Annotated in this window: 25 protein-coding genes; 11 read left to right on the top strand and 14 right to left on the bottom strand. The window is 56.4% G+C overall.

Annotated features, from left to right (window positions below):
- Positions 1–92: 92 nt before the first annotated feature.
- From BN4275_RS02160 to BN4275_RS02130, 7 genes are all read right to left on the bottom strand, one after another.
- Complete coding sequence (locus tag BN4275_RS02160; protein WP_066453137.1) at positions 93–1,178, bottom strand: PucR family transcriptional regulator; 1,086 nt, start codon at positions 1,176–1,178, stop codon at positions 93–95.
- 366 nt (positions 1,179–1,544) lie between these two features.
- Positions 1,545–2,312: a pseudouridine synthase gene (locus tag BN4275_RS02155; protein ID WP_066453300.1), complete on the bottom strand. Its 768-nt coding sequence runs from the start codon at positions 2,310–2,312 to the stop codon at positions 1,545–1,547.
- A 142-nt stretch (positions 2,313–2,454) separates the two neighbouring features.
- Positions 2,455–2,955, bottom strand: a complete 501-nt coding sequence (locus tag BN4275_RS02150; protein ID WP_066453135.1) for a DUF4830 domain-containing protein — start codon at positions 2,953–2,955, stop codon at positions 2,455–2,457.
- A 142-nt stretch (positions 2,956–3,097) separates the two neighbouring features.
- The gene (locus BN4275_RS02145) at positions 3,098–5,173 is read right to left on the bottom strand and encodes an elongation factor G (RefSeq protein WP_066453133.1); all 2,076 of its coding nucleotides are present in this window, start codon (positions 5,171–5,173) and stop codon (positions 3,098–3,100) included.
- A 246-nt stretch (positions 5,174–5,419) separates the two neighbouring features.
- On the bottom strand, positions 5,420–7,909 hold the full coding sequence (locus BN4275_RS02140) for an HAD family hydrolase (RefSeq protein ID WP_066453123.1): 2,490 nt from the start codon (positions 7,907–7,909) through the stop codon (positions 5,420–5,422).
- Between the two features lie 157 nt (positions 7,910–8,066).
- Positions 8,067–8,831, bottom strand: a complete 765-nt coding sequence (gene rlmB, locus BN4275_RS02135) for a 23S rRNA (guanosine(2251)-2'-O)-methyltransferase RlmB (protein WP_066453121.1) — start codon at positions 8,829–8,831, stop codon at positions 8,067–8,069.
- Between the two features lie 143 nt (positions 8,832–8,974).
- Entirely contained in the window at positions 8,975–9,238 is a 264-nt protein-coding gene (locus BN4275_RS02130) for a hypothetical protein (RefSeq protein ID WP_066453119.1), read from the bottom strand.
- A gap of 424 nt (positions 9,239–9,662) precedes the next feature.
- On the opposite strand from BN4275_RS02130, the gene BN4275_RS02125 reads away from it, so the two are divergent.
- Both BN4275_RS02125 and BN4275_RS02120 read left to right on the top strand, forming a co-directional pair.
- On the top strand, positions 9,663–10,511 hold the full coding sequence (locus BN4275_RS02125) for a DNA-3-methyladenine glycosylase family protein (protein ID WP_079988004.1): 849 nt from the start codon (positions 9,663–9,665) through the stop codon (positions 10,509–10,511).
- A gap of 127 nt (positions 10,512–10,638) precedes the next feature.
- Positions 10,639–11,427 (top strand): hypothetical protein, encoded by a 789-nt coding sequence (locus BN4275_RS02120; protein WP_066453111.1) that lies wholly within the window; start codon positions 10,639–10,641, stop codon positions 11,425–11,427.
- Between the two features lie 74 nt (positions 11,428–11,501).
- Here the strand turns inward: BN4275_RS02120 and BN4275_RS02115 are convergent, their stop codons facing one another.
- Entirely contained in the window at positions 11,502–13,871 is a 2,370-nt protein-coding gene (locus tag BN4275_RS02115) for a SpoIIE family protein phosphatase (RefSeq protein WP_066453108.1), read from the bottom strand.
- A 223-nt stretch (positions 13,872–14,094) separates the two neighbouring features.
- On the opposite strand from BN4275_RS02115, the gene BN4275_RS02110 reads away from it, so the two are divergent.
- The 5 genes from BN4275_RS02110 (at position 14,095) to BN4275_RS02090 (ending at position 17,925) form a co-directional block, all read left to right on the top strand.
- Positions 14,095–14,601 carry a pyridoxamine 5'-phosphate oxidase family protein gene (locus BN4275_RS02110; protein WP_066453106.1) on the top strand — a complete coding sequence of 169 codons (507 nt, stop codon included), beginning with the start codon at positions 14,095–14,097 and terminating at the stop codon, positions 14,599–14,601.
- Positions 14,602–14,748: 147 nt separating this feature from the next.
- Positions 14,749–15,063 carry a hypothetical protein gene (locus BN4275_RS02105; protein ID WP_066453103.1) on the top strand — a complete coding sequence of 105 codons (315 nt, stop codon included), beginning with the start codon at positions 14,749–14,751 and terminating at the stop codon, positions 15,061–15,063.
- A 206-nt stretch (positions 15,064–15,269) separates the two neighbouring features.
- Positions 15,270–16,457 (top strand): aminotransferase-like domain-containing protein, encoded by a 1,188-nt coding sequence (locus BN4275_RS02100; RefSeq protein ID WP_066453096.1) that lies wholly within the window; start codon positions 15,270–15,272, stop codon positions 16,455–16,457.
- A 24-nt stretch (positions 16,458–16,481) separates the two neighbouring features.
- The gene (gene trpS / locus BN4275_RS02095) at positions 16,482–17,498 is read left to right on the top strand and encodes a tryptophan--tRNA ligase (RefSeq protein ID WP_066453095.1); all 1,017 of its coding nucleotides are present in this window, start codon (positions 16,482–16,484) and stop codon (positions 17,496–17,498) included.
- Between the two features lie 64 nt (positions 17,499–17,562).
- Entirely contained in the window at positions 17,563–17,925 is a 363-nt protein-coding gene (locus tag BN4275_RS02090) for an MmcQ/YjbR family DNA-binding protein (protein ID WP_066453094.1), read from the top strand.
- A gap of 33 nt (positions 17,926–17,958) precedes the next feature.
- Here BN4275_RS02090 and BN4275_RS02085 read toward each other — a convergent pair whose 3' ends face one another.
- From BN4275_RS02085 to BN4275_RS02075, 3 genes are all read right to left on the bottom strand, one after another.
- Entirely contained in the window at positions 17,959–18,180 is a 222-nt protein-coding gene (locus BN4275_RS02085) for a helix-turn-helix domain-containing protein (protein WP_066453092.1), read from the bottom strand.
- Between the two features lie 443 nt (positions 18,181–18,623).
- Positions 18,624–19,157 carry a spore maturation protein gene (locus tag BN4275_RS02080; RefSeq protein ID WP_278276510.1) on the bottom strand — a complete coding sequence of 178 codons (534 nt, stop codon included), beginning with the start codon at positions 19,155–19,157 and terminating at the stop codon, positions 18,624–18,626.
- 4 nt (positions 19,158–19,161) lie between these two features.
- Positions 19,162–19,737, bottom strand: coding sequence for a nucleoside recognition domain-containing protein (locus BN4275_RS02075; RefSeq protein ID WP_066453091.1), 576 nt, complete (start codon positions 19,735–19,737; stop codon positions 19,162–19,164).
- Between the two features lie 162 nt (positions 19,738–19,899).
- Here BN4275_RS02075 and BN4275_RS02070 point away from each other — a divergent pair, with 162 nt between their 5' ends.
- On the top strand, positions 19,900–20,145 hold the full coding sequence (locus tag BN4275_RS02070; protein ID WP_066453089.1) for an AbrB/MazE/SpoVT family DNA-binding domain-containing protein: 246 nt from the start codon (positions 19,900–19,902) through the stop codon (positions 20,143–20,145).
- A 96-nt stretch (positions 20,146–20,241) separates the two neighbouring features.
- Here the strand turns inward: BN4275_RS02070 and BN4275_RS02065 are convergent, their stop codons facing one another.
- The 3 genes from BN4275_RS02065 to BN4275_RS02055 form a co-directional block, all read right to left on the bottom strand.
- Positions 20,242–21,252 carry a DUF975 family protein gene (locus BN4275_RS02065; protein ID WP_066453087.1) on the bottom strand — a complete coding sequence of 337 codons (1,011 nt, stop codon included), beginning with the start codon at positions 21,250–21,252 and terminating at the stop codon, positions 20,242–20,244.
- A gap of 28 nt (positions 21,253–21,280) precedes the next feature.
- Positions 21,281–22,366, bottom strand: coding sequence for a 3-isopropylmalate dehydrogenase (gene leuB / locus BN4275_RS02060; RefSeq protein WP_066453084.1), 1,086 nt, complete (start codon positions 22,364–22,366; stop codon positions 21,281–21,283).
- A gap of 94 nt (positions 22,367–22,460) precedes the next feature.
- Complete coding sequence (locus BN4275_RS02055; RefSeq protein ID WP_066453082.1) at positions 22,461–23,117, bottom strand: histidine phosphatase family protein; 657 nt, start codon at positions 23,115–23,117, stop codon at positions 22,461–22,463.
- Positions 23,118–23,290: 173 nt separating this feature from the next.
- Here BN4275_RS02055 and BN4275_RS02050 point away from each other — a divergent pair, with 173 nt between their 5' ends.
- From BN4275_RS02050 to BN4275_RS02040, 3 genes are all read left to right on the top strand, one after another.
- On the top strand, positions 23,291–23,998 hold the full coding sequence (locus tag BN4275_RS02050; RefSeq protein WP_066453080.1) for a helix-turn-helix domain-containing protein: 708 nt from the start codon (positions 23,291–23,293) through the stop codon (positions 23,996–23,998).
- Between the two features lie 249 nt (positions 23,999–24,247).
- Positions 24,248–25,669, top strand: coding sequence for a hypothetical protein (locus BN4275_RS02045; RefSeq protein ID WP_066453079.1), 1,422 nt, complete (start codon positions 24,248–24,250; stop codon positions 25,667–25,669).
- Positions 25,670–25,715: 46 nt separating this feature from the next.
- The gene (locus BN4275_RS02040) at positions 25,716–26,420 is read left to right on the top strand and encodes a response regulator transcription factor (protein ID WP_066453077.1); all 705 of its coding nucleotides are present in this window, start codon (positions 25,716–25,718) and stop codon (positions 26,418–26,420) included.
- Positions 26,421–26,550: the final 130 nt, after the last annotated feature.

The following is a 26,550-nucleotide window of genomic DNA, read 5'->3' as shown; positions in this document are numbered from 1 at the left end:
TTCCCGGCGGGGGATTTTTCGGTTTAATATGCGGGCGCCCGGGGATATGCCCAAACGCCCGCGTGCTGCGGCGCGCCGTCAGAACGCGCCGGTCAATATTTGACAGGGTTGGCTGTGAGGTATTTTTTCACCATCAGCGCCACCTTGAAGATGATCGCATGGTCGAATTCACGCAGATCGAGGCCGGTGAGTTTCTTGATCTTCTCAAGCCGGTAAACGAGCGTGTTGCGGTGGACGAAAAGCTTGCGGGAGGTTTCGGAAACGTTGAGGTTGTTCTCGAAAAACTTCTGGATGGTGAAGAGTGTCTCATGATCGAGGCTTTCGATCGAGCCCTTCTTGAACACCTCCCGCAGGAACATGTCGCACAGGGTGGTCGGCAGCTGATAGATGAGCCGCGCGATGCCAAGGTTGTCATAGCTGACGATCGCCTTTTCGGTATCAAACACCTTGCCGACCTCCAGCGCCACCTGCGCCTCTTTAAAGGAGCGCGCAAGATCCTTCACCCCGACAATCGAGGTGCCGATGCCCACGACCACCTTGGTGTAAAACTCGCTGCCGAGCGTATCGACGATCGAGCGGGCAAGTTTTTCGAGGTCTTTCGACTCAATGCCGGGTTTTGTCTCTTTGACCAGCACGATGTCGCTTTCAGAGATATTGAAAACAAAATCCTTCTGCTTGTCCGGGAAGAGGTTCTGGATCACGTCAAAGGCGGAGATGTCGTTGCTGGCAACGATCCGGATGAGCAGCACAACGCGGGTCGAGTCGGTGTTGAAATGCAGTTCACGGGCCTTGACATAGATGTCGCCGGGCAGGATATTGTCCAGGATCACGTTCTTGATGAAATTGTTGCGGTCATACTTCTCGTCGTAATACTGTTTGATGGAAGCAAGCGAGATCGCCAGCAGGTTGCAGTATTTCGCCGCGGGTTCGTCCACGCCTTCGACAAATACGGCAAATTCAGGTTTCATTTTGTTGCCGAACGGTTTGTAGGTATAACCGTCCCGCACAAAAACCTCGTTCATATCGCCGGCATCAAACGTAAAGAAGTCGCTGGTTTCCCCAATCTTGGTCAGATCGCTGCACGAAATGATCGTGGCGCTGTCGTCCACAACGCCAATCACACGGTCGATACAATCCCGCATCTGATGAACGATTCCCTGGAAAAGCCTGTTTGACATTTCTATCCCCTCTTTACTCGTAATAGATTCATCCTTCTCCGCACACAAATTGCGTTTATGCGCGTCAACCGCCGTGTTTTCAGGCCCGAAATCCGGACATAAAACAGCAGCATTTTATTTCTCACAAGCCATTACGAATATTTTACAACAAATTTGTGTAATTTGCAACACAAAATATCATTTTTGTTGTGGAAAAATCATCGGATTTTTCATTGTAGAATTTTGGGGCAAATTTTCAGGCTTTTCGTATATCATACTATACTTTTGCCGGGAATGTATGAAGAAATTTTGTCCGTAATTTTAACAGCTTGCCCCAATTTTTCCTCTTTTTCCGCGCAAAGCGCGCTCCCACGCGGTTTTATGGCTTCACCCCTCAATTGATTCTACCTCAATTTTACTTAATTCCCTGCATTTCCCAGGCTCCAGTCCCGGATCAAGCGCGAGCCCGCCGATCTTTTCCCGTCGCAGCGAAGTAACCGTAAGCCCAAACGCCGAAAACATCCGCTTTACCTGGTGATAAACCCCCTGCCGTATCACCACCCGCGCCGCTGTCCGGTCCTCGCCCACAAAAGAAAGCTGCGCGGGCAGGCAGCGGGTTTCCCGGCGCTTTTCCGGCGCGCTCCCGCGCTGTTCGCCGCGTTCAGGCGGCAGCGTCACCCCTTTTGCGAACGCCTGTACGAGTCCTTCCGGCGCGGGCTTGTCCAATCGGGCAAGATAGGTTTTCGGCACATGGCTTTTCGGGGACAGAATCCTGTGGGCAAAGTCGCCGTCGTTGGTGATCAGCACAAAGCCGGTCGTATCCTTGTCGAGCCGCCCCGCTGGAAAAAGTCCGGATCGGCGCAGTTCGTCCGGCAGAAGATCGATCACAGTCGGCAGGGCCGCGTCGCTCACCGCGCACACGACCCCGGCCGGCTTATTCATCATGAGATAACTGTACCGTTTTAACCGCAGCGGCTTCCCCTCCAGCAGCACCTCGTCGTTTTCGAGATCCACCCTGCTGTCAAAGCTGCGTACCGACTGCCCGTTCACCAGGATCTGCCCGCGGCTGAAAAGCCGGTGCACATCCTTACGTGAGAGCTTTGTCTGCGCCGCGATCGCCTTATCGAGCCGTTCCAGCCCTTTTTGAAACGCCATGCGTCCGTCCTCCGTTTTGTTTCCATATCCGGCGCCCTCATTGCGCGGCTGCATGCGGCAAAGCCAACGCATCCGCCAGGCTTATATAAGCCCTGCGGGACAGCCGTGTCTGCGGCTATTCTATCACAATTTTACCGTCCGTTCAATCGCCTTCGGGCGCAAATCCGTGCATGAAGCCGTCCAGTTCAACCGAGCAGACATCCCCGCCAATAATTTTGCCATTGTAGGTCACAATGTTGGCGCGCACATTTTCCGGCTGGTCCGGATAGTTCAGCACGATATAGGTGTAACGCTTGCAGCGTTTGCCGCCGTACTTGGTCAGGTCGCAGCCCTGGGACTTCTGGATTTCATTGTACTTCTCGTAGACCTCGTCAAGTTCCTTCGGGATCTTCACCTCGAGGATTTCCTCCTCTTCCGGCTCGACCTGCCAGCCGAACGACTCAAGGAATGTAATCCGCTGTTCGTTGGTTTTTCCGGCTGCCTTTTCTACCTTGATCTCAGACGGCGCGGGCGCCTGCGCCGCTTTTCCGTCCGTTTCGGAAAGGGCCGAGCGCAGCCAGACTCCTCCCGCGAACGCCAGCACCAGTACCGCTGCCGCCGCTGCCACCTGCCGTTTGGTCACTCTCCAGGTAATTGTAAACATCAAATTTCCTCCCCGCACACAATCTGTTCCATTCCCAGATATATGCGGCGCGAGAACCGATTATGCGCGGCACCGCGGCCAAAAACACATAAGGCCGCCAGGCGGAAATCCGCCTGGCGGCCTGTCGTTTGTCCCCTTGTGCTTATTCGGCTTCACTCAGCTCTTTGGCTTCCTCGATGACCGCTGCTTCCAGGTTTGAGGGCAGCAGCTCGTAACGCTCGAAATCAAAGGAGAAGTAACCCCTGCCCTGGGTGGTCGAACGCAGGACGGTTGCAAAATCGCCCATCTCGCTCATCGGGACTTCGCCTTCGATCATCTGCAGGCCGTCATCCGCCGGGTTCATGCCCAGCACGCGGCCGCGGCGTTTGTTGAGCTCGGAGATCATGTCGCCGGTGTTGGAATCCGGGACATAGACCTTCAGGTTTCCGATCGGTTCAAGCAGCGCCGGAGAAGCCTGCGGCATGGCGGTCTTGTAGGCGATCGAGGCCGCCATCTTGAACGCCATTTCAGACGAATCGACCGGATGGTAGCTGCCGTCGACCAGAACAGCTTTCAAGCCGACCATCGGATAACCTGCCAGAATGCCGTGCTTGACGCAGTCCTGCAGGCCCTTTTCCACCGCCGGGAAGAAGTTTTTCGGAACCGAGCCGCCGAAGACGTTCTCCTCAAAAAGGAGCCCTTCGCTGTCGCAGGGAGAAAACTCGATCCACACATCGCCGTACTGGCCGTGGCCGCCCGACTGCTTCTTATGCTTGCCCTGCACCTTGACCGGTTTGCGGATCGTTTCACGATACGCAACGCGCGGCTTGGACAGGTTGATATCCACGCCGAATTTGGCTTTCAGCTTCGACACAATCACATCGATGTGCTGCTCGCCGAGGCCGGAAATGACCTGCTCCTTCGTTTCCTTGTTCTGCTCAAAGCTGATGGTCGGATCCTCTTCGATGAGGCGGGCCATCGCCTGCGCGACCTTGCCCTCGTCGCCCTTGTTCTTGACCTTGACGGCCATCGAAAGGCATGGTTTCGGGAAAGCGGTACCCTTGAATGAAACGACCTTCTTCGGGTCGCAGAGGGTATCCCCTGTGACCGAAGCGGAAAGCTTGGTCACCGCGCCGATATCGCCCGCCGAAATGAACGCGGTCTCCTCCTGCTTTTTGCCGGTCATATAGATCAGCTTGCCCAGGCGTTCCGGTTCGCCGGTGCGGGCGTTGACCGGAATCAGCTCGTTCGAAAGCTTGCCGGAGACGACCTTGAAATAGGACAGTTTTCCAACAAACGGGTCGGCGACCGTCTTGAAGATATAAGCGGCCAGCGGAGCCTCGTCGGTGCAGGGAATCTCAATTTCTTCACCGTCCGCGCCGACCGCCGTTTCGGCGCCCGCTTCCCACGCGGAAGGCAGGTGGTCGACCAGGCTGTCGAGCAACATGTCGATGCCCTCGAGGGTCATCGCGGAGCCGCAGAGCACCGGCGCGATGGTGCCGCTGTGCACGCCGGCATGGATGCCCTTGATGATCTCGTCACGGGTGAACTGTTCGCCCGAGAAGTACTTCTCGAAGAGCTCCTCATCGGTTTCGGCGACCGCTTCGGAAATCGCGGCGGTCAGTCCTTCCAGACGGTGTCCGGTGTCCGGCATCGCGACCTCGGAGGGCTCGCCCTTCTCGTTATATTTGTAGGCCTTGTTATCCACGAGGTTGATGTAGCACTGCACCTTGTGGTTTTCAACCACCGGCACCACGATCGGGCAGACCGACGGGCCAAAGGCGGCTTTCAGCTCCTCAAGGGCTTTATAGAAATCGGCATTTTCCGTATCCATCTCATTGACAAAGAAGAGTTTCGACTTGCCCATTGTCTGCGCGAGCTTATAGGCCTTCTCGGTGCCGACGCTCACGCCGGCGCGCGCGGAAACACAGATCAGCACGCTCTCCGCCGCGCGCACCCCCTCATAGAACCCGGCCGCGAAGTCAAACAGTCCGGGGGTGTCGATCAGGTTGATTTTCACGCTGCCCCAGGCGAAAGGGGCGACCGCGCTTGAGACAGAAACCTTGCGCTTGACTTCCTCGGGGTCGAAGTCGCAGACCGTGTTGCCGTCGGCGGTTTTGCCCAAACGGTCGGTAGCGCCTGCCTTGAACAGCAATGCCTCCGCCAGCGAGGTTTTGCCGCTGCCGCCGTGTCCTGCAATCGCCACGTTTCTGATCTTGCCAGCCAAGTATTGTCTCATAAAATATACACTCCTTTTTATTGCGTAACAATAATCGCGTTAGTCATAATGGATAGAACACCCCTGATGTCCTGAAAACATTATATTGACATTATACAGTTTCTCGTCCACATTCGCAAGCGGATGTGGACGCGGCGGCTGTATAAATAATTGCAAAAATACTATGCAATTTGTACATCTAAGTGTGAAAATCAAAGGGGATGTTCTACATATCCGTAGAACATCCCCGCATTTTACAGGTTTTTCCTATTTCTTGACGACCAATGCCGACACCCAGCTCACCGCCAGCAGCGCCAGATTGAAGAGGATCAGCACCCCATACGAGGCGGACGCCAGCGATCCGGTGAATGCCATGAAGGTCACCAGACCGTACCCGGCGATGATCCCGATGAGCTGCACAATCGTCCCATGCATCACCGAGCCGCGGATCGCCGCAGCCGCTGAAAGCAGCCGGCTCATTCCCCGCAGCCCCCCCGCGTAGCAGCCGTCTGCGTTCACCTTTTCCTTCGGCTGGGAGAGGACCGCATATTCGCTCTGCAGCTTCGCGGGCAGAATGCGCACATGGGTGCGCTTGATCCCAAAGGTGAGCGAAAGCAGCTCCGGCGTCACGTTCGGGTCGGTGGAATTCACAATCAGCGAAACCCCGCGCCGTTCGAGCGAAAGCAGCGTGTCCATCACCTCGGGCGCCGCATTGTAGCTCACGACGAACATCGCGGACAGCTCCCCGGAATTGGCGATGTAGAGCACCTGCCGCCCATCGCGGGCATAACGGCTCTCAAAATCCTTTGAAGGGCAGTCGATCCCATGGCAGCGCATCAGCTCCTGGCTGCCGATCAGCACCCGTTTGCCGTCCACCCACGCGGAAAGGCCCATACCGTCCTCGTATATCAGGCTGTCGACCTTTTTGAGCATCCGCCGGTTGCCGCCGACCATGTTGAGGAACACCCCGGACATGATCCCGTCACAGGAGAGGATCACGCTCGCCGCGTCGAGGATCGCCTCGTCGATCCTCTTTTCCGCGAACACCTTCATCCCGTGCAGCATGACGCTGTCCCCCGCAAAGAGGTCCTTGTCCGAAATGATGACCGCGTTGGTCTCGGAGTAGTCCTCCGCGGCTTCATAACCCGGAATCATCGCCCCATGGCGGGTCAGGCGTTTCGACATCCGCGCGAGCATTACCTGCGGGACAATCGCGCCCGAAAACGGCGCGGTGATACAGACAAGCCCCGCAAACGCGGTGATGGCCGAAGCGGCGTCCTTCGCCAGCACGCCGCTCACAACCGAAACGACCAGCGCCAGCGCCAGCACGATCGGGGAAACCAGACGGCTGAACTGTTCGCTGTAATCGGAGGAGTAGCTGCGGTCGAGAAAGCCGGTGATAAAATCGGTTTTCGCCGTGTAAGCCACCCGGTCGACATCCGCGCCGAGTCCACGGGAAAGTTCCCGCGAAAAGTCGCGGTTGCGCACCTGCAGGAAGGCGTATTTCTCAGCGTCGGAGATGAGGAAGTTGAAGTTGCGCTCCACCCGCCTGATCAGCATCTTTTTTCCGATCAGATTGAAGAACAGGGCAAACAGCGCGACCGGGAAGTACAGGCTCAGGTCGGGGTTGTCAATCAGCGCGTCCGGAATGACCGCCAGCACAATCCCCTGAATCAGTACCGCCAGCACCGCCAGCGCCGCGGGCGAATCGTTGTCCGCGCGCAGCTTCACCAGCGAGAGGATTCCGCCGCCTACAATGTTGCTGCAGACAATCGCGCCCAGCACGCATACCACCAGGTTCACGATCAAAAAGAGCCGCATATTCACTTCCGGCGCGATCGCCGTGGGAAGCGGAAGCAGGAAGTTCTTATCGAGCCCCAGCTGCTCCGCGAACGGCAGCACCTTCATCGAAAGCACAAGATAAAACGACAGGATCGACAAAAAACCCGTCAAAACCAGCCGCACAGTCAAGCCGATACGGATCGATTTGATGTCCTTTGCCACGATCGGCGCGTCCTCCGGCGAGGAGAAATCGTCCTCCGCCGGTTCCTGCTGTCCGAGCAGCTCCTGCGCCGCCATGCTCTGTTTCCATCCGGACTGCTGCACCATCCGGCTCTCCGGCGGCGCTTCGCGGCGCTGCACGCGCCGGTCGGGTGCGGGCGGCTCAAGCTCCTGGGTGTAACCGCTGTCCGGCATTGGGGCTCTGCGCACGCGCGGCAGATCCATTCGGGTCCCGTCCGGGATAGGGATATCCTCCGGCGCCACGCCGAAACCCGGATCGTCCCAAGCGGGTTCTTCCGGTTCGCCGTCATCGAAGCTCGGCAGGGCAAAATCATCCTCCAAAAGCCCGGACGGCGCATCGGCCTGAAACGTAAACCCATCTGCCGGGCCGTCCCGGTAGGCAGGGTCCGGACGTTCCGGTTCGGGCGCCGGCTGCTGCCGGTTCACCCTCCGCAGTTCTTCGGAAGTATCAAAGTCAAAAGCCTGCTGCCGTTTTTCACGCGGCGGCTCCGCCGTCCGGCCCAAAGTCCGATCGCCAAAGCCCTGCCGTGCGCGTGGCTCCTGCGGTTCGCCCACATCGAACGAAAACCGTTCGCGCGCTCCGGCCGCCGGCCGCCCATTCTGCGGGACATCGTCAAATTGCTGCCGGGACACCGGCCGCTGGTAAGGGCTTTCCTGCCGCCGCACCGGCGCGCCGCGGCCCGGGACGCGCCTGCCGCGCGGGGCGCGGGGCGCGGGGAGAGTAAGGTTCTTCATCGTATGTACCGCCGCCCTGCACAGGGGGCTGTGAGGAACCGCCTTTCTTGCGGCGGATCTCTTCCAGGATGTCGTCAACATTGTAATCCTGCGGCATGACTGCTTCCACTCCTCAGTAAAGATCGGGTGACACGGACCTTCTGTTCTTCTCTATCCTTCATCGGGTGCGCTGGCGGACCGCCTCATACATGAGGATGCCCGCCGCCACCGAAGCGTTGAGCGAATTGATTTTCCCGCACATCGGCAGCGAGAGGATCCCGTCGCAGTTCTCCCGCACCAGCCGCGAGATGCCGAACCCCTCCGAACCGATCACCAGCGCGAGCGGGCCGGTCAGGTCGACTGTCTCCCAGCGCGCGCCGTTCATATCCGCGCCGTAAACCCAGACGCCGCGTTCCTTGAGCTCCTTAATGGCGCTGACCAGGTTGGTAACCCGCGCCACCGGCAGGTGTTCAACCGCGCCGGCGCTGGTACGGCCGACAATTGCTGTGAGACCGACGCTGCCGCGCTTGGGGATCACAATTCCATGCGCCCCGGCCGCTTCAGCGGTGCGGATGATCGCGCCGAGGTTGTGCGGGTCCTCGATCGCATCCGCAATGATGATGAAGGGCGCTTCGTCCCCCGCTTTCGCAAAGATATCCGAAAGGGTGCTGTATTGGTAAGCGGCCGCGCGCGCGACCACACCCTGATGGCTGAGCCCGTTTGAAAGGTTGTCGAGCTTTTTCGCGTCCACCTTTTTGACCGGTACGCCGGCGTCCTTTGCCATTGCGACGATCCGTGAGATCGGCTGGCCCCTGGCAGGCGTATCGTCGCAGATATAGACGCACTCCACCTGCCTGCCTCCCTTGAGCAGCTCAACGACCGCGTTGCGCCCGACGACGGTCAAATCGTCCGTCAGGTCCTGCTTGGGGTTGGAATTTCCCATTTGGCGCTCCTTCCAGCGTGATACAAACCACGACAAAAATATACATTTTGTTTACACATGGTTTATTATAACACATCTGGCAGTATTGTGCCAGTTATTCCGCGCGAATTCCAAAAATATTTGTATTTTTATGCCGAACCCTGTCAAAGCAGGAAAAACATGCAGGCAATCGCTGCCCCCGCAAGCACCCCAAGAGCGATTTTGACCACTTCGGGCAAAGACGATTTTTTCGGCGTATGGCCCGCCGGATTATAATTTATCTGCGCCAGATATTCGCCCGCGCGGGTTTTAAGCTTTGCTTTATCCTCCTCCTGCGCCGCCGGCCGCAGGAATAAAATCGCCTTTTCAAAATAACGGTTGTCTGTATGCACCACTTCGATCACTTTCTGGCTCACACCTTTGAGCATATTTCCCACTCCCATCCTGAATTTCACTGCTTTTTTATTTTAATCTGGAAAGGAGTATTTATTCCCTTGTCAAGTGTCCATTTTATACAAAAAATCCTGCGGCCAGTTTTCAACGAGTTATACTTGAAGTATTATCCTGATGTGGAAAACTTCGCTCTCAAAACAGTTTTATGTGGAAAACTTGGTTGAAAGTGTAGAAAACTCCCTGTTTTCCACGCCTTCTACTTTCTGGAAAAGGGTTGAGAGTGGTTTTCCATGCGAATTTTACTCTGCGCTTACAAATTACCAGGAGTAGATTGTTTCCCAGCGGAAACCGTCTCTTTTTGTACAGCATCACAAAAATTCCAACTATTTTTTTGTTTTATTCCGTGCATTCATCTGTTATACTGGAAAAAAAGATTCTCACTTTTAAGAGGTTCGCTTTATGACTCAAATCACTGCAAATTTTTCCAATTCCTTATGCGAACGCCCGCTTGCAATCGACGGCATTTCCGATTTTGACCTTGCAGAGACGCTCGACTGCGGACAGGCGTTCCGCTGGAATCCCGCTCCGGACGGGAGCTTCACCGGTGTCGCCGCAGGCCGGGCCTGCCGTGTTGCCCGCCGGGGAAACGAGCTGCTGCTCTACGGCGTACCGCAGGAAGATTATGACCGGTTCTGGTTTTCCTATTTCGATCTCGGGCGAAATTATCGTCAAATTAAACAAGAGCTCTCAGCTGATCCGGTGCTGGCCCGCGCCGTGGCCTATGCGCCGGGTATCCGCGTGCTCAACCAGGACCCGTGGGAGGCGCTCGCCTCATTCATCATCAGCCAGAACAACAATGTAAAACGCATCAAAGGGATTATCGAACGGCTCTGCGCGCTCTGCGGCGAACCGATCGAAGGCGGTTTCTACGCCTTCCCCACCCCCGAGGCGCTCGCCGCCCGCACGCCGGAGGACCTCGCGCCGGTACGCGCCGGCTTTCGCGCGCGCTACCTGATTGACGCCGCGCAGAAGGCCGTCTCCCGTCAGATCGATTTGGCCGCGCTGCGAACCCTCCCGCTTCCCGAGGCGCGCGAAATGCTCATGCGGATCACCGGCGTGGGCGTGAAGGTCGCCGAATGCGCGCTGCTTTTTGGCTGCGGACGGGTGGAGTGTTTCCCGGTCGACGTGTGGATCGGCCGGGTGATGCGGCAGCTTTTTCCAGATGGGCTCCCCGCCTGCGCCGCAGGATATGAAGGCATCGCACAGCAGTACCTTTTCCACTATGCGCGCACCTCCGGGATGCTATAAAAAATGGAAAAAGCAGGCTGGTTCCCCCTCCTGCTTTTGTTGACTTTATTCGACAGTGCATTATAATAGGAATCAAACGACACCTTATAACCGATCAGAATTTTTTGGGAAACGGGCGGTGGCTGCAATGACCTTTGCTGATTTCAAACGCATGAAGCCCAAGTATAAACTCCGGCTGCTTGCGGTGATCCTCGTCGCGCTGGCTTTGTTCATCGGGATCCTCTATGCGATTTCGTTCGGATTTTCCGCGCTGCGCACCCAGCTGAGCACCACCAAAATAGACGGCGTGACCGCCGGCAATGTGCTCACCAAACCTGCAATGAATGAAATCCTCACCATTATGAAACAGGAGGACTCCGCCAATATCCTTGTGCTTGACAGCGCGGTCACCATGAACGAAACCGGCGGGGTCACCGGGGTGGGGATGAACTTCGTAAACTTTAAGGACAAGGGCACCGCCGAATACTGGCAGCTTTATGCCGACGGCAAAAAAGCCTGGCTGCGCAAGAACGAAACCAAATATGAAAATCTCAGCAACGCCCTGCGGATGCGCAAGGTCGAATTCAAATCCTATTATCCTGCCCTTTCGCGGATCATTTCGCCCAATCTGCTCAGCTACCTTTCCGAAAAGGCCCCGGTCGGCGCAAGCGGCAGCTACACCTTCACCGACAATTTCGGCGACAACCTGAATCCCGACTACACCGCCAAAATCGACAGCGGCCTTGTCGGGCTGTGGGTTTCGAAGATCGGCTCGGTCAACGAAATCCAGGACAATTTCATTCCGCCCGCCGACTGCGCGCCCACCATCGTTTCGGTCAGCGCGGTCAAAACGGAAAAGGGACTTTTCGGCAGCCGCCGGGTGCTGCAGGACCCGGAAGACAAATACGTCGTCCTGCTGGAGGTCGGCCCGTTCTAAAATAAAAATGAAGGCCGCCGGTACATTCGTACCGGCGGCCTTTTTCAAACCCGCTTACTCCCGCTGCGCACAGATCAGATCCCCCGTTCGAGCAGGGCGGCGATCACCGTGATATCGTCCTCATGCCCGTCGCTGCGGCGGCATTTGGCCGCGGCGGCAAGCCGTTCAGAAAGCTCTTTCGGGTCGTCGCCCTCAAAGTGCTCGATATCTGATATGATCCACTCGTAGCCGCTTGCGACCGCGCCGTCCGAAACCATGACGATCCAATCGCCGTCCCGCAGGGTGATCGCGTTTCGTTCAAAGCTAACGCCCCCCAGGATACCAACCGGCAGCGAGCTCGACTCCACATAGCCGCCTTTACCGGATTTTCGCAGGAAGGTCGGCGCCGCGCCCGCTTTGTAGAATTCCACTTTGCCGGTGTAGAGATCGATTCCGGTGATATCGATGGTGGCAAGCGATTCGTCCCCGGACTTCACAAGCAGCGCGGAATTGACCAGTTTGAGCGCCGCGTCGAGGCTTACGCCCGCCTCAATCAGCCGCTTCAGAAGTTCGGCGGTCATGGTCGAATCGACCGCCGCCGCTCCCCCGCTGCCCATCCCGTCCGAAAGGATCAGGTTCACATGGCCTGTACGGCTGTCCACATAGCTGTAGCTGTCCCCGCAGAGCCGTGAACTGCTGTTCCCGAGCTGAGTCGCGCCCCACTTCACCGTATAGGTCGCCTTTTCGGTAAACACCAGCGTAGTCAGTGTCTGCACGGCATGCCCGCGCTGGGAAGGCAGGTCAAAATCCCGCCCGCAGATATCTGAAAGGGTCAGCGTGAGCTCGGTCATATCAAGCCGTGTGAGCTTGTAGACCGGAATGGTCATCTCAAGCGTCATGTTGGCCTCCCCGTCCACCACGCAGGAGACCCTGTCCGGAAAAACCTTCATGGTATGCATATATTCCCGCACCTTCCCGGCGGTTGCATTGTCCTGGGTGGCCAGCCCGTCAAGCTCACGGCCCATTGAATCGATCATCAGCGCCATGCCTTCAAACTGATCGGTGACTACTCCGCGCACCTGCGCCACCTTGCGCCGCATGCTTTCCCGCGCTGCAAACTCACAGAACAGCTGGTTGATCCTGCCGTTGAGTTCGGGCAGATGCTGGCAGGCGGCGGAAAAATATTCCGGATAGTCCCCCAGCGTGACTGCGCCTTTGCGCCGCAGGATTGTGATCATATCGTTAAAGATATTGCAGGTATCGGTATATTTTAACTGCCAGCAGGTGGTTTTTCGCGCGCAGTCCCGGCAGATCTGATCCGCAGCGCACTGGTAAACCGAGGAAACGTCGCCGCTCACCAGCCCGGAAAGCTTCTCATTTACCTGCCGGGTGGTATCGGCCACCTCCCGCAGCGCCTGGGAAACATAACCGATCCGGTTGGCGAGCAGCGCCTTGTAGGTTTCCCCCGCGACCGCCTCGCCCTGCGGCGCACGATGCAGGAAAGACTGCACCAGACGCGGCGGAATCAGCATGACGATAACGCCGGCGATGAAGATTTCGACGAGCAGATTCTGCCCCGCAAACGCGCGGGAAGCAAGCAGTGCGAAAAGGTTTACAAGGATGAACGCCCCCGCCGAAGCCAGCCGTCCAAGCGGCGCAAACACGCCGGCAAGCAGTCCGCCAAAGCCATAGGTGCCCATCAGGAAGGAGTGGCTGCCGCCAAGGATCCCGGCAGCCACCCCGGCGGCGACTCCGGCGATTGCTCCGCCCGCTTCCCGGGCGAACTGCGCGGCGAGCAGGATCACTGTGACGGCGAGGACCCTGCCGATTGAAAGGCCAAAGACGGTCAGGTTGATGAGCGCGAGGATGATGATGCAGAAGGTGATCAGGATGGAGGTGATATCCGTCTGCTTGAGGTTGTCAATGCCAAGGTCAAACGCTTCGATGGTGCGGGAAAAAAAGTATGAGGCACAGCAGGCAAGCATCACTTCGGAAATCCCAAGCACCGCGTCGTAGACGCTGCCGCCGGTCACAAAGGTGATCGCGAGCGAGGGCGTCCCAAGCGACACCGCGCAGATGAGCTGGCGGGAGACCCTTGTCCATTTGGTGAGGCTGGAGGTGGAAAGCCCCCACCGGATAAGGAATACCAGCAGCATGGCGATCACATATTTGATATTGCCCATCACGTCGAATGAGAGCAAGTATCCGAGCGCCGCGCCAAGCGTCGCGGCGGCGGCATATTTGGCTTTCGCGGCCGACGCGAAAGCCACTCCGAACGGCGCGAGGCCCCCCAGCACAAACGCATTCGCGGATACGAACCCGACGAGGATATAGCCCAGATACGCCGCACCCATCCGGTGCGCGCGCAGCGATTGGCGCGCACGTTCCATCAGGGCGATCCCGCCGGGTCTTACGCTGTTTTGCATAATTGTCACCTTTTTCTCATAGGATACTAGGTTATCCATATTGTATAATCCATTGTAGATATGAGCATCTGCATATTTTGTCGCAATCGGGAGGCTGTCCGATTTTTTTGCCTGGCAGTCACAAAATCCATGCCTCCAAAAACGCTCTTGGGGAAGCGATGCGCCGCGCCGCAGCCCATTTTATCCGCATGCGGCGTTGTATCCGGCGGAATTCTGTGTTAAACTCATCATTGATAAATTTTATTCGTGGAGGAAAATCCAGATGTTCAGAGAAATGCGCCGCAAAAAACAACTGTTATCCCCGGAAGAAACCGCCGCCATCCTCAAGCGCGGGACATCCGGCGTGCTCGCGGTAATTGGCGACGGCGGCTATCCCTACGCCGTGCCGCTCAGTTATGTTTACGCGGATTCCAAAATCTATTTCCACTGCGCAAAAACCGGTCACAAGCTGGACGCGATTACAAAAGATGGCCGGGTGTCCTTTTGCGTGATCGATCAGGATCAGGTGGTTCCTGAAAAATACACCACCCTTTTCAGAAGCGCAATCGTCTTTGGAAAGGCCCGCGTTCTCGAGGACGACGCGCAGAAGAGGCGCGCCATCGATAAGCTCGCGGAAAAGTATTCCCCGGATCAGGGAGAGGGCCGCGGGGAGGAGATCGAACGGCAATTTGCACGGCTGTGCATGGTCGAATTGACGGTCGAACACATGACCGGCAAACAGGCCATCGAACTGACCCCGTCCCAAAGTCATCCGGGCAGTAATTTGTGACCCGCCTGAAACGGCATCCATACCGCAAGGAGAACCCGCATTTTCTCTTTTGATCATCGGTGTCTGGCAGAAACGCCGATTTCACCAGTCGTTTGCACTGCAAACAATTCAGCTGTATCGTGAATAAAACCAGGAAGGTATTACAGAGTGAAAAAAATGACCTGTTTTGTCCCGGGAGTCCTTGCATTGCTGTTTTATTGTGTCATTGGATTTTTCGGAAGCTTTCGTGCCATCAACCCTTTTGCATGGGGGTGTGTTGCGCTGTTGTTCCTTTCAGGGGGCCTTTTGACTCAAAAACAATGGTGGGGCTGCTTTCCAGGCATTTTTGTGGGGGCTGTGTTGATTTATATGAGCACCCAATACACCGGTCAGATCATCAATATTGAAGGGCCGTCCGGAATCATCCTTTGTGTGTTTTATCTGGTTTATGGTATACGGATTTATCGAAGGAAAGATCGATAGCCTCCACTTATTGGGCAGTCACGATTCTAAAGTGACTGTCTTTGTTTGTCCTGGAAAAGGAAACGAAAAGCAGGCTCCCTGCGCAAAAATTCAAACAGAGGAACCCGCATTCCCGCATTGAAATGCGGGATATCCTGTGGTAAAATGAGGGGTAGTTTGAATCGTGAAAGAATCAGGCCGGACACCCGGCGGAAAGGATCCTATTTATGAACTACCAATTTTCTGACAGGATGGCTGCTATGCAGCCTTCTCTCGTGCGCGAGATTTTAAAGGCGACCGCCAATCCCGCCATCATCCCGTTTGCCGCCGGCAATCCCGCTCCAGACGCTTTTCCGGTGGAGGAAGTTCGCCGCATCACCGCCGGCATCCTGCAGGAGAACCCCATCGGCGCCCTGCAGTATTCGGTGACGGAAGGCTATCCGGCGCTGCGCGAAAAGGTCAAGGAGATGCTCGAAAACCACTATGGCATCCCCACCAAGGACAACGACCTAATCATCATCTCGGGCGCACAGCAGGGCGCCGACCTTGCGACCAAGGCGCTCGTCAACGAGGGGGACACGGTGCTCTGCGAGGACCCGTCCTTTGTCGGCGTGCTCAACTGCTTCCGCTCCTACCACTGCAACCTCGTGGGCGTCGAGATGGAATCGGACGGCATCAACTTGGAAAAGCTCGAAAAGGCCATGCAGGAACAGCCGAACGTCAAACTGCTCTACCTCATCCCGAATTTTCAGAATCCGACCGGCATCACCACCAGTGAGGCCAAACGGCGGGAAGTTCTGCGGCTCGCCAAAAAATATAATGTCATGATCCTCGAGGACAACCCCTATGGCGACCTGCGGTATTCCGGTACGCCGCTCCCGTCAATCAAATCCTTCGACGACGCGGGCCAGGTCATCTATATCGGCAGTTTCTCGAAGATCCTCGCCCCGGGCATCCGCGTCGGCTTTGTGCTGGCTCCGAAACCGATCATCGAAAAGATGACCGTCGGCAAACAGTGCGCCGATGTCCACACCCCCATTCTCGTACAGATGATCGCCGAGCGGTTCCTTTCCACCTGCGACCTCGCGGCGCATATCGAGAAGATCCGCAGCCTCTACCGCGGTAAGCTTTCGCTGATGCTCGACGGCATCCAGGCGGAATTCGCGCCGAGCATCGCCTACACCCGTCCAGAGGGCGGTATGTTCCTCTGGTGCACCCTGCCCAAAGGCGCGGACATGATCGATTTCTGCAACCGCGGCATCGCGGAAAAGGTCGCGGTCGTGCCTGGCGTAGCGTTTCTGGCAAAAGAAACCGACCCCTGCCGGTCGTTCCGCATGAACTTCACCACTCCAACTGACGAAGGCATCGTCGAAGGCATCAAACGGCTGGGCAAGCTGACCCGCGAACTTTTTTAACCGCACACAGAAAGGTTGTTATTGATGGAAAATACCCAGGTTCAAAAAGAACATAAAAAGATTATCTTTTCGGGCATCCAGCCCACCGGCATCATGACGCTCGGCAACTATCTGGGCGCGGTAAAAAACTGGGTCGCCCTGCAGGATGAATACAACTGCTGTTATTCGATCGTCAACCAGCACGCGATCACCGTTCGGCAGGATGCCAAAGCGCTGCGCGAGAACACGCTGGCCGCCTACGCGCTGATCCTGGCCTGCGGCGTTGACCCGGAAAAATCGATCGCCTTCATCCAGAGCCATGTGAAAACCCACGCGGAACTCTCCTGGGTGCTCTCCTGCTACACCCAGTTCGGCGAGCTTTCCCGCATGACCCAGTTCAAGGATAAATCCCAAAAGCATCCGGAAAACGTCAACGCGGGCCTCTTCACCTATCCGGTGCTGATGGCCGCGGACATTCTGCTTTATCAGGCGGATCTCGTTCCCGTCGGCATCGACCAGAAGCAGCATCTCGAGCTTGCCCGCAACATCGCGCAGCGCTTCAACGGTATCTATGGGAATGTGTTCACCATTCCGGACGGCTACATCCCCAAGACTGCCGCAAAGGTCATGTCGCTGCAGGACCCGACCAAAAAGATGTCCAAATCGGACGACAACCCGAAATCCTTCGTCGCCATCCTTGACAAGCCTGAGACAATTATTAAAAAGTTCAAAAGCGCTGTCACCGATTCGGAGGCGCTGGTCGCTTACCGCGACGGCAAGGACGGCATCAACAACCTGATGTCAATCTATTCGGTGGTCACTGGCAAGTCCTACGAGGAAATTGAAAACGAATTTACCGGCAAAGGCTACGGCGACTTCAAAATGGCGGTCGGTGAAGCGGTCGCCGAAACGCTGCGCCCGGTGCGCGAGCGGTTCGACGCTTATATGAAGGATAAAGCATATCTCGAGCAGTGCTACAAAGCGGGCGCAGAACGTGCGCTTGCGCTTTCCCAGCGCACGCTTGACAAGGTCTACAAAAAAATCGGTTTTCTGCCCCGATAAAAACAAAACGGCGGCCCGGGAGATTCCAGGCCGCCGTTTTTAATAAGCGGAAGGATTTGAAAAGATGAACTATGAGTGGATCGACGGTTTCTGCATGAAAATGCACGGTGTGACAAAGGATTACAAACCAGAATGGGATGCAAACCGGTATTTCCTCGGCGGAAAGATGTTCGCCATGATGGCTTCCAATAAGGAAGGCAGGCCGATCTTCACCATGAAATTGGAGCCGCCCTATGGGGAACTCCTGCGCAAGCAGTATCCGGCGGACATCGTGCCCGGTTACTACATGAACAAAGCGCATTGGAACTCGCTGCATCTCGAAGGGACGGTTCCAAACGAGGTTGTGGAGGAAATGCTGCGGGAATCCTATCAGACCATGCTGAAAGCCCTACCGAAAAAGGTGCAGGCCGAGCTTGCAAACGGATAACGGAAACGGTCCATGCGAACGCATGGACCGTTTTTATTTCTTTCTTGGCGGCGGGGTTGGGATGTCGGTCAGGCCGACAAGATAATCCAGGCTGATGTCGTAATAGACCGCCAGCTTGACGGCCAATTCCAGCGACAACACACGGAGCCCCCGTTCATAGGAGGAATAGGTGTTCCGCGCGACGAATAGGATCTTTGCAATCTCCCGCTGCTTTTTGTCATGATCTTCGCGCAGGTCCCGGATTCTTAGAATCATTTTCATCACCGCGACCAGTATATCATGTGACGGGGATGTTGTGTGGATTTAGGACAATATGTGCCCTCAGAATTTAAGCACCGCTCCTCGTTCCTTTTTTCTTGAAAAAGGAACCGAAAAATCGCTTCAAGTGGCGCTGCGGCGCAAGCCGCGGGGGCGCTGCCCCCGTGACCCCCGCAATTTTTTGAAAAAAATCGAGTAAAACTTTGAAATGAGATTCCGGACAGATAAATGCGGGGAGCGCATAGCACAGCATTCAGTCCTGAGCTGACCGTTTCATTGGATGCATAGACGGCGCAGGTTCTGGCAAGGCGCCTGCGGGGTTTCCGAAGGGGCGGCTAGCCCCTTCGGCGTGTTCTTTCGGCCCTTTCTTGCACGAGCAAGAAAGGGCCTCGTGGTGCGCGGCGAAACGCGCATAAAGCGATGGCGCGGCGAAACGCGCATCAATAGAAGAACAGCCGTACCATGAACGCCGACATGATGAACCCCGTCAGATCGGCGGACAACGCCGCCGGGACCGTGTGCCGGGTGTTTTTGATCCCGGCGGCGCCATAATAGAGCGCAATGGTATAGAACGTGGTCTCGGTGGAGCCCTGCATCACGCTCGCAATCCGGCCGATCAAGCTGTCCGGGCCGTATGTAGAGATCAGGTCGTTAAAGATTACAAGCGCGCCGCTGCCCGAAACCGGCCGCAAAAGCGCCAGCGGCAGCACCTCCCGCGGCAGGCCAAGCAGCTTCCCAAACGGTTCGAGCGCCCAGGTGAGCAGATCGAGTCCGCCGGATACCTTGAACATCCCAACCGCGGTGATCAGTCCCACCAGCGCGGGCAGGATGTTCACCGCGACTTCGAGCCCCTCCTTCGCGCCTTCCACAAAGGTTTCAAAGACCGGGACGCCTTTTACAAAGGCATAGCCGATAATCCCCGCAACGGTCAGCGGGACCATCAGCGTTCCCAAGTTCATCAGCATCCCGTTCATCCCTTCACCTCCAAAACGGCGCGAGCAGCCGCGCCATCACAACCCCTACTGTAATCGATACCGCCGAGGCGATCCACACGGGCGGCAGGATTTCCATCGGCGCGGCAGAACCGTTCTGCATGCGCAGCAGCGCTGTGGTCGTGGGAATGAGCTGGATTGAGGCGGTGTTCAGCACGACCAGCATCGCCATATTGTTGGTTGCGCTGATCCCTGCGTGTTCCTCCTTCGCCATTTCACACATCGCCTTGATACCCAGCGGCGTGGCCGCATTGCCAAGACCGAGCAGATTTGCCACCATATTCATCGAGATGGCGCTGGCCGCCGCTCCGTTCGGATCGAGCCCGCGAAAAAGAATTCTGGTGATGGGTGAAAGCGCTTTACACAAATGTTTCGTAAGACCCGCTTCCTGCGCAACTTTCATCAGCCCACTCCAGAGGCAAAGCATTCCCAGCAACGACAAAACCAGTGTTACCGCGCCTTGGGACTGTTCGAGCACCGCTTGGGAAAGCTGATCGATCCGGCCTGTCAGACAGGCGAACACAAATGAAAAAAGAATCATTCCGCCAAAGATGAGATTCATATCCGCTAACCACCTCGATTATTTATATTACTATTACACAGTTTCTTTGCTTATGTTTGTCCAGATCTCACAATTAGCAAATCTTTACGATCTATTTTATTTACATTTTTCCATTTTTACGATATATTGAAAGAAAGGTTTTACTGGAAAGGAGGTATGTTCATGAAATCTACCGGTATCGTGCGCAAAGTCGACGAGCTCGGGCGGATCGTCCTTCCGATCGAATTGCGGCGTACACTGGATATTAACGAGAAGGATTCACTGGAAATCTATGTGGACGGCAACCATATCATTCTGAAGAAGTATGAACCGGCTTGTATCTTCTGCAACAGCGCAATCAACGTTGTCAACTTCAAAGGACGAAATGTCTGTGCCGACTGCGTCAAACAACTTGCGGAAATTGACTGAAGCTCTTTTATTTGATGTGATGTGGGATTTATTGGGAAAGGAAATTTAAAAAGCCTCGGAGCAGCTTGGCTCCGAGGCTTTTTTATATCCATTTTTTCAGGGCTGGTCTTCCCGGTCTTCCGGCTTCTGCGGATCCGGCGGCAGCTCCTGCGCCTGTGCAGCAGGCGGATAGACCACCGGCTGCGGTTCTTGGGACGCGGACTGGCTCGCAGCATCCTGCGTCTCAACATAATGGTCGATCTCCGGTTTATATTCCCGTGTCGCATTGCCTCCTTCCGGCGCGAGTTCCATTTCGCCGCGTGCGATCAGGTAACGCGCGTACATTGCGAACGACGACGCCACATAGGGCACAACGAAAAATGCGGGAACAATAAAGATGCAGAGCAGGTACCAGCCGATGAATGAAAGCCCGAATACAAACAGGCTTCCCTTGTAGCCCTTCACCAGCCGGACGCCCTGTTTGATTGCCTTGCGCACCTTGATTTCAGGATGCTCCGCCAAAATATACGGCGCGAGCATGTACCGCAGCGAGATCATTACGCTGAGGATCGCCATGATGGTCACCCAGATAACCGCCAGAATGCCGGCGGCCAGCTTAACGACCGGCGGCAGCTCCCCATCAAGACCGCGCATCGCATAGACAAGCACCCCTCCGCCCGCTAAAAGCGGGATCGCAAGCAGGATCTCCCACAGGAGCATCCGCAGGCCGATCTGGAAATAAAGCCAAAAGGACTTGAAGTAATCCTTCGCAGTTTCAAAATAATAGAAAACAGCGGAAACGCCGTCATCTTCTCCGCCGGTGCGGCGGTAGTACCAGCGCAGGACTCCTTGCTGCAGCGGCGTGGTGATGATAAACATCAGGATGAGGATCAGCACCGAAATCAGCGACGAAGCCAGCGCCAGGTTGGAAAGGTCGTCAAATGCGACGTTTGGGGTCCCAGCGTAGTCAACGAACTCCGGCACGCCGCTCACCAGCCGGATGGCATATTCCAACAGGTTGATAAGCAGCGTGGGGATTGCCGCGATGAACAGAATCCCCACCGCGCGCCCCCACGCGCCTGACATGGCGTGTTTCGCGTTGGATTTCAGCATTTTTGATAAGCCCATAATGTTTTCCTCCTATGGATGTCCAGGGTTACTTGAGCAGCCGCGCCACCTGGCCAGCCACATAGTCTCCCATCTGTTCGGTGGTGTAAACCGGCAGGGACGCATCCCTGATGTCAGCGGTGCGCGCAGCGCCGAGCGATTCTTCAACCGCCTGTTCAATCGCGTCCGCCAGGTTCGGCCGATTGAAAGTGTAGCGCATCATCATGCCCACCGAAAGGATGGTGGCCAGCGGATTGGCAAGTCCCTTGCCCGCGATATCCGGCGCGCTGCCATGGATCGGTTCGTAAAGGCCGAGCGTCCCCCCGCCTAGGCTGGCGGAGGCGAGCATCCCGATCGAACCGGAGATCATCGAAGCTTCATCCGAAAGGATATCGCCGAAGATATTGCCGGTGACAAGAACATCGAACTGCGCCGGGTTGCGCACCAGCTGCATGGCCGCATTGTCGACATACATATGTGAAAGGGATACATCCGGATATTCCTCTGCCACGCGGGTGACTGTCTCGCGCCAGACCCGGGAGGTTTCCAGCACGTTCGCCTTGTCCACCGAAGTGACCCGGCCCCGGCGTTTGCGCGCGAGCTCAAACGCGACCCGCGCGATCCGTTCGATCTCCCAGGTGGCATACTGCATGATGTCATATCCGACCTCGAATCCGTTTTCCTGTTTGCGGTTATGCTCCCCGAAGTAGACATCTCCGGTCAGTTCCCTGACAACTAGTATGTCCACACCAGCGCCGACAATTTCATCCTTGAGCGGCGACGCGGCCTTCAGCGCCGGATAGATGGACGCCGGACGCAGGTTGGCAAACAGCCCGAGCGCCGAACGGATGCCGAGCAGGCCCTTTTCCGGGCGCAGGTTCGAGGGGAGGTTGTCCCATTTCTCCCCGCCGACCGCGCCGAGCAGCACCGCGTCAGCGGCTTTGCACTTCGCGACCGTCTCATCGGGCAGCGGTACGCCGGTTTCATCAATCGCCGCGCCGCCGAGCAGCGCATAGTCGAGGGTGAGCTGGATTTCGGACGCTTCACAGGCAGCTTTCAGCACCTTGACCGCCTGCCTCACAATCTCCGGGCCGATGCCGTCGCCTTCCAGCACACAGATTTTTATCTCTTGCATATTAAAAACCCCTTTGCGTTGAAAATTCCTTCTGAATAACATTTCCGTTCATTTTATCACTGCAATGTAAAAAAGTCCAGCGTTTCCACCTGATTCATTCCCGGTCGACAAAAAACGGCTCGTCAACCTCCCGTTCCTCCTCATAGGGAATCTGCGCGTAGACCTCAAACTTGTGGTCGCGCATCCACATCTGCGGGGTCAGCAGGATCGTATAGCCGCGGCCAGGCTGCACGTTCCAGCGCACCGCTTCCCGCTGCGGCAGCCCCATCGCCGCAAGCAGATTCATGATGAGCCCGCCGTGGGTTACAACCGCCGTGGAGGCGGCACGCTTCTCCATCATCTGCGCAAAGATATACGCGAGCGCTTCGACCGCGCGGCCCTGCAGGTCCGCGCCGCTCTCGCCGCCCGGCGCCTTTGTGTCCGGTGGGGATGAGATCCACCTCTGAAAATCCGGATCGCGCTCCAAGTCGCTGATCGCGCGGTTTTCAAACGCGCCGAAATCGAGTTCGCGCAGCTTGTCCACCACTTCGGTGTACCGGTCGGGATAGAGAATCTCAGCCGATTCCTTCGCACGCAGCAGCGGACTGACAAAAACCCGGTCCACCTGCGGGTATTCACAGGCGCGGCGCAGCTCCTCCAGCTGGCGGCGGCCTTCTCCGCAGAGCGGCAGGTCAGTCATGCCGATGTACCGCCCGTCGAGGTTCCCCTGTGTCAGACCGTGCCGGATCAGGTGGATTTTGTATGTTAGCATAAATCAAGCGCCCCTTTTTTACTTTATTCTACAAATATTGATAATATTCGGGATCGACTATTTACAAAAGGTTTTGGGTATTATATAATTTACAATACGTAAAAGACCTTGTGGGCCCGCTTTTTGCGGGTTCTGATATAAAAAGAGAAAAGGTTTTTGAGGGGTATTGACAAATGAACGCTGATTTTCCAAGAGTCCTGACCTTATTGCGCAAAGAGCGCGGGATCAGCCAGAAGCTGGCCGCGTCCAAGCTTGGCATCTCCCAGGCGCTGCTTTCCCACTACGAGAAGGGAATCCGCGAATGCGGGCTGGATTTCCTGATCCGCTGCGCCGATTTCTACGGCGTTTCCTGCGACTATATGCTTGGCCGCTCTCCCGACCGTACCGGCTCCAAACTGACGGTGGAGGATATCCCCGAACCGGATGCGACCGGCAAGGAAAACGTTTTTAAGGCGGGCGTTCTGCCGGTGCTCAACAAAAAACTCATAGCCAATTCGCTCAATATCCTTTTCGACCTGCTCTCGCGCAGCAGCTGCAAACCGCTGGTGGGGGAGGTTTCGTCCTATCTGATGCTGGCGGTCTACCGGATGTTCCGGCTGGTCTACGGCGCGAACCCGCGCAATCAGAGCGCCCTTTTCACTGTGCCGGAAACGGTCGCGCAGCCCTATGCCGGGGCCGCGATGGACATCTGCTTTGCAAACGCGCAGTCAATCTCCAAAGGCGACCCGGCCGCCGAGATGGAACGCATCCCGAACGTCGACCCGCTCTATGTCACGACTGAGGCGCTTTCGAAGGAATACCCGCTGTTCGCGTCCTCACTTTTAAACCTCATCCAGAATTCCGAGGCGCGCATCGCCTATCCGCCCGCGCCCCGCAAATGATCGAATAAAATTATTTTACCACCTTTCCCCCGACGGCGCAATCGCCAAACCCGGTGTCTTATTTTTCCAAACCGTAAACTTTTTTTGAAAGCCGACGCCTGCGGGCGGCGGCTTTCCTGTATTTTGAGCTCTTTGCGCGTCAAAACTGTTTTTGGCCGCCGGGATATTCCGGCACGCTTTCGTTGACAGAACAGCCATTTTGCTATAAACTGAGTTTATCTATGTGAAACAGTAAAGGAGGGAACCGGGATGGCAAAAAAGCTTTGGCTTTTGGGGGCGCTCATGGCGCTGTGCACGCTGTTGTCCGCCTGTTCCGGTTTCAATCCGGTCACGGAGGAGCTGATGAAGCCGCCGCGTCTCACCGCCGAACAGAAGGAGATCGACGACGCGCTGCACGACGCGGTTATCGCCTCCAACATTAGCTTCAAATATCCCAAGACCGGCGACTACCGTTCAGCCTTTGTGTTCCATGACATCGACGGCGACGGCGAAGAGGAAGCCATCGTCTTTTACGCGGTCAACTTCAACGATTACACCCGCCTTTCGATCATGGACCGGATCGACGGCCAATGGCGCTCGGTCTGCGAAAAGGCCGGCGTCGACCGGGACGTTGAGTTCATCGATTTCGCACGCATCTCCGGACGGCCGCAGGACGATATCATCATCGGATGGTCGAGCGCGGAACGTGAAGAGATGGAGATGAACGTCTACTCCTACGAGGACGGCGAGCTCGAGAGCATCCTTGACAGCAACCGCTCGGACACCTCCTACAACGCCTACCTGATCGACGATTTCAACGCCGACGGGCTTTCCGATATCTGCATGCTCAGCCGGGATTCCGGCACCCGCGCGCAGTCCTCCTGGATCAAGCTGGTCACCTATGACGGCTACAACGTCACCATCACCAGCGAACTGCCGCTCTCCGAGTCGATCCTGCATTTCGCGGGCACCACTTCGGGGCAGCTGACCCTCGCCAACCCACAGAAGGCAATCTTCATCGACGAAATGATTGGCGGGGGGGAGCTGGTCACCGAGGTGTTCACCATTTCAGACCGGGTCCTCGTGCCAGTCATCGGCTATGATCTGGAGTATGCCCAGGAGGAAGGCTCGGAACTCACCGAGGAGGAAATGGAGCAGGCGTCCTCCCTTTACGAACAGACCCGCCGCGCGGATGAAACCGCAATCTGCATGGATATCAACGGCGACGGAGTCATTGAAATCCCCACCAGCTCGCTCCTGCCCGGCTACGAGGACGCCGACAAGGAAGTGGACCCCATCTATCTCACCGAATATAACCAGCTTTCTGGCAGCCGGTTTCACCGGGTCTATGCGGGTGTCTTTAACCACTCGAACCGTTCCGGCGGCTACCGGGTGGAATTTCCGCCCGAATGGATTGGCCGCGTCACGGTGGTCAACCAGAGTGAAAACGGCGAGTGGAGCTTTATCAAATACGATCCGGAACTCGACGAGCCGCTGCTTGGCATCGCGGGAGAGCTCGCGCGCATTCGGGTGGTTTCCCAGAAAGACTACCAAGATAAATTCCTCGATAACTACAAAATTTTTGAAACCCGCGGCGCGTTTACCTATTACGGTTATGTACCACCGGATTCGGCCGACCCGGAGCTTTCAATCACTCTGACCGAACTGCAGCGGATGTTCCGGCTGCTGTAATGCTTACCTAATGCAGCTATCTCACTTGAAAGGTGGTTTTCCAGATATGAAACGAATTATGGTCGTGGAGGATGAGGACGTCATCCGTGATTTTGAAGTCATCAATCTCAAACGCTCCGGCTATGAGGTGGTGGATGTCCCAAACGGCGAAGATGCCATGGAGATCTTTGACCGCAATCCCACCTATTTTGACGTGGTTCTGCTCGATGTGATGATGCCCGGCATCGACGGCTTTGAAGTCTGCCGCCGCATTCGGGAAAAAAACGCTTCGGTCGGCATCATCATGCTGACCGCCAAAGGCCAGGAGATGGACAAGGTCAACGGCCTGATGATCGGCGCGGACGACTATGTCACCAAGCCGTTCTCCCCGTCCGAGCTGGTCGCGCGGGTCGACGCAATCCACCGCCGTGTCACCATGACAGCTGAAAGGGCACAGGCCCCAGTCAAAAGCGAACTCAAATCCGGCCCGTTCGTCCTGAATCTCAAGAGCCGCACCGTCTCCAAAAACGGCAAAATCTTGGAACTTACCCAGGTGGAATACCAGATTCTCGAATATTTCTTTTCGAACCCGAACACTGCTCTCAGCCGGCAGGACATCCTCAACAAGGTCTGGGGCGAAAACTATTTCGGGGATATCAAGATCGTCGACGTGAACATCCGCCGGCTTCGTATGAAGCTGGAGGACATTCCCTCCGAGCCGGAATTCCTCCTCACCGTCTGGGGCTTCGGTTACAAATGGGTCCAAAAGTAGCCTTCCCGCCTACGGCGGAGCGCGCTTCGCGCGACGGCTGCTCAAGGGGGTATGTAACCCCCTTTGGATCCCCCGTGGGGAGCCATCTTCGATGGCCCGCCCGCTTCGCGGACGGATTTGGAATATAGAA

Origin of the sequence: Anaerotruncus rubiinfantis (assembly GCF_900078395.1) — a bacterium.
Taxonomy (GTDB): domain Bacteria; phylum Bacillota; class Clostridia; order Oscillospirales; family Ruminococcaceae; genus Anaerotruncus; species Anaerotruncus rubiinfantis.
This window is presented reverse-complemented; position numbering and strand designations above follow the sequence as displayed.